Genomic DNA, 2,014 nt, shown 5'->3' on the forward strand with positions numbered 1-2,014 from the left:
TCCGTCCGCTTCGCGGCCACCTTCTCCTGCAAGGGGAGAAGGGGAGACCGGGCCAGCCTCGCAGCCCATCGCCGACGCTGGTAGCTGGCAGCGCCGCCGCCGCCAGGTTCTCCCTTCTCCCCTTGTGGGAGAAGGTGGATCGGCGCGCAGCGCCGAGACGGATGAGGGGTGCCTGGCGCAACCATTTCGACAATCCCCCCACACAAGGACCCGCTTATGCCCCGCAAACCTTCCAAAAAACCCGCACCCCCAAAGCTCCCCAAGGGCGAGGCCGAGCAGGTGCGCATCCGCCGCGAGGTCGGCCACGACTTCGCGCTGAAGCAAGACGCCTTTGGCCGCCAGCGCCTCGCGGCCGGTACCGCCGAGGCACGCCGCGTCTACGCGGTCTCGAACGGCGGCTACACCTCCACCGGCGGCATCGTGCGCCTGCGCAATGTCGATCCGCTGGTGGGCATCACCTCGCTGACGCGCCAGCAGCGCGAGGCGGGAGGGCGCTTCCGCGACGATTTCGAGCGCACCGCGCGCGAGGGGCTGCAACCACAGTCCTGGAGCGAGCGCGTCGACGGCACTCGAGTGAATGCCGGCATCCCCGACCGCGTCCTCTCAGCCGGCCGCGCCCATGCGCAGGCGGCGGCCGCGCTCGCCCATTGGGAGGTGGCGGATGTGGTGCGCAAGGTCTGCCTCGAAGGCCAGTCGGTGAAGGCCATCGCCGAACGCAGCGGCGACGGGCGGGATGTGGTGGTCAAGCTGCTGAAGGTCGGGCTGGATTTGCTGGCGGTGCACTATGGGATGATGGGGAGGAAGGCGGGGTGAGTTTTCCGTCGATGAGTATATGCTGCCGGCAGCCTTGGGCAGCGTTAGGCCTGAAAGACACGGAACTGCACCGAACTGGCGCTTCGACGACCTCCGGCTCTCTATTTTCCTATTGCCTGACAGTGCGGCAGTTGTCCGCCGGCGGCGTGGTCTTGCAAATATCTGTCGAGGTGTGCGTGTCGCCGTGACCGAACTCGTTTATCAGGTTCAGGTCTAAAAGCTCATATGTCATGAGGTATCGTATGCTGTCGTCAGGCGTTTTTTGCATGGCGGATAAGATCCACGAGCCCCCATTCATCTCGGTGAAATAGCTGTCGATCTTGCGTTCATACCATTCGGGCACCCGAACGAGCACGATGGTCTTATTGCCGCCGATCTTCTTGACGGTCGGCAGCATGATTCGATGAATGCCGACAAAGGCGCGGCTGTCTGCCAGACGTCGTACGCCGCTCGCCAGAACCATCGTACAAGCCGACGAGCAGACTGCGCCGATAGGGGTTGGCGATACCGAAGTGGAGGTCGTCCAGCCCGCAAGCTTTTGCGTCTGGCGCGCACTCGGAAAATACCGTCTTGGCAACCATCGTGTCGAGACCGCCGGCGCGGATCATATGGCCAAGCGCCATCGCTGCCTCGGTTTCGCCGCCCTGGGAATTCAACACCAAAGGTAACTTGCGGTGGCCGAGTTTTTTCAGCAGAGCCTTCAGCAAAGCTGGTGTACCGGCCTCGATGTGACCTTGCGCAGAAATCCATTCCGGACATGTCGGCTCGCATCCGGGTGCGTTGCTGCGTACAACGATGAAGCCCATCGGCGGTGCATGTTGCAGCATGATAGGCTCAGGCGCGGTTTGGGCGATCGCGTCGCCAATCGCCAGCAGCACTAAAACCAACGTCCATGCGAATGTCTTCATGCCGAGTCCCCCACCTGGCAGCATCACTTGAGAAATGGGTTTTTGCAAGCTTTAGCAAAAACAAGTCGATTATTGTTTCTATTGGTCGCTCATTATTTCTACAAGAAGGAGACGAAAATTTACTAATGCAGTTATGTATAATGATCTGGTCGCCCCGCTACTGGTAGTCCCAAGTCAGCGTGCTGCACCCAGGTCTGAATCGTCGTCGCTCTGCGCCCCCTCCCACCCAAACACGCTCCGGCCACCCAGCAGTTGCGACTGGTCCATCTCCCCGGCGACGATCTCCTTCAGGC

The 2,014-nt window shown here is 61.5% G+C and carries 3 protein-coding genes; 1 reads left to right on the top strand and 2 read right to left on the bottom strand.

The annotated features are described in order from the left end of the window. Positions 1-216: 216 nt before the first annotated feature. Positions 217-813, top strand: a complete 597-nt coding sequence (locus tag EN781_RS31410; RefSeq protein ID WP_126055365.1) for a DUF6456 domain-containing protein — start codon at positions 217-219, stop codon at positions 811-813. 109 nt (positions 814-922) lie between these two features. On the opposite strand, the gene EN781_RS31415 is transcribed toward EN781_RS31410, so the two are convergent. Next, positions 923-1,210 carry a hypothetical protein gene (locus EN781_RS31415; RefSeq protein ID WP_127400672.1) on the bottom strand — a complete coding sequence of 96 codons (288 nt, stop codon included), beginning with the start codon at positions 1,208-1,210 and terminating at the stop codon, positions 923-925. Beyond that, on the bottom strand, positions 1,176-1,721 hold the full coding sequence (locus EN781_RS31420) for a hypothetical protein (RefSeq protein ID WP_126055364.1): 546 nt from the start codon (positions 1,719-1,721) through the stop codon (positions 1,176-1,178). Before EN781_RS31420 ends, EN781_RS31415 begins: the two co-directional genes overlap by 35 nt. Positions 1,722-2,014: the final 293 nt, after the last annotated feature.

The organism is Mesorhizobium sp. M4A.F.Ca.ET.090.04.2.1 (assembly GCF_003999085.1).
In the GTDB taxonomy this organism is placed as follows: Bacteria; Pseudomonadota; Alphaproteobacteria; order Rhizobiales; family Rhizobiaceae; genus Mesorhizobium.

Bases quoted from the DNA above. Each gene is read 5' to 3' on its own strand.
- EN781_RS31410 (WP_126055365.1), top strand. From the start codon at position 217: ATGCCCCGCAAACCTTCCAAAAAACCCGCACCCCCAAAGCTCCCCAAG.
- EN781_RS31415 (WP_127400672.1), bottom strand. From the start codon at position 1,210: ATGCTGCCGACCGTCAAGAAGATCGGCGGCAATAAGACCATCGTGCTC.
- EN781_RS31420 (WP_126055364.1), bottom strand. From the start codon at position 1,721: ATGAAGACATTCGCATGGACGTTGGTTTTAGTGCTGCTGGCGATTGGC.